1 protein-coding gene and 1 pseudogene are annotated in these 633 nt (G+C 43.4%); both read left to right on the top strand.

The window, feature by feature from the left end:
- Nucleotides 1-182, top strand: a 182-nt coding sequence (locus tag A3735_RS28745; protein ID WP_156499492.1) for an HAD family hydrolase, incomplete at its 5' end; no start/stop codon positions are given.
- Nucleotides 183-195: 13 nt separating this feature from the next.
- Nucleotides 196-633, top strand: a pseudogene (locus A3735_RS07195) (S49 family peptidase); the annotation flags it as partial.

The raw sequence follows: 633 nt of genomic DNA, 5'->3' as shown, positions 1-633 counted from the left end.
TGCCTGCGAAAGAGTGCGTGATGGTTGGCGACACGGAGTATGACTTGAAGATGGCTTCAAATTTCGGGATGGATGCAATCGGTGTGAGTTATGGGGTTCATGAAGTGAGTCGCTTGTCCGTACATGAGCCAAAAGCAATAATTGATCATTTTTCAGAGCTGATAAAGCTGAATGTAAGTTAGAGGGTAGTAAATTTTGGATTCAGAGAATAATACTAAAGAGTGGAAGTTGATTGAAAAGACTGTTTCTCAGTTAGGTGTTGAGCAGCGTAAGGCTCGTCGCTGGGGTGTGTTTTTTAAGCTGCTAACATTTGCTTATCTTTTTGTCTTATTGTTTATGATGAGCGAGGGTTTATCGCCGGATAAGATAAGTGATACTGAACAATATACCGCATTGGTTAATCTGGAAGGTGTGATTGCTTCAGGCGAAGAGGCGAATGCAGACTTTTTGGTGACGGGTTTGAGAGCAGCTTTTGAAGCTGAGGGAACTCAAGCTGTTGTCTTGCGCATTAATAGTCCTGGTGGCAGCCCGGTTCAATCAGGGTATGTTTATGATGAAATTAAACGACTTCGTGGCTTATACCCTGAAACGCCACTCTATGCAGTGATCAGCGATATTGGTGCTTCAGGTGCA

It is taken from the genome of Oleiphilus sp. HI0061, from assembly GCF_001635675.1.
The sequence above is the reverse complement of the archived record's forward strand: the minus strand, read 5'-3'. Positions and strand labels throughout refer to the sequence as shown.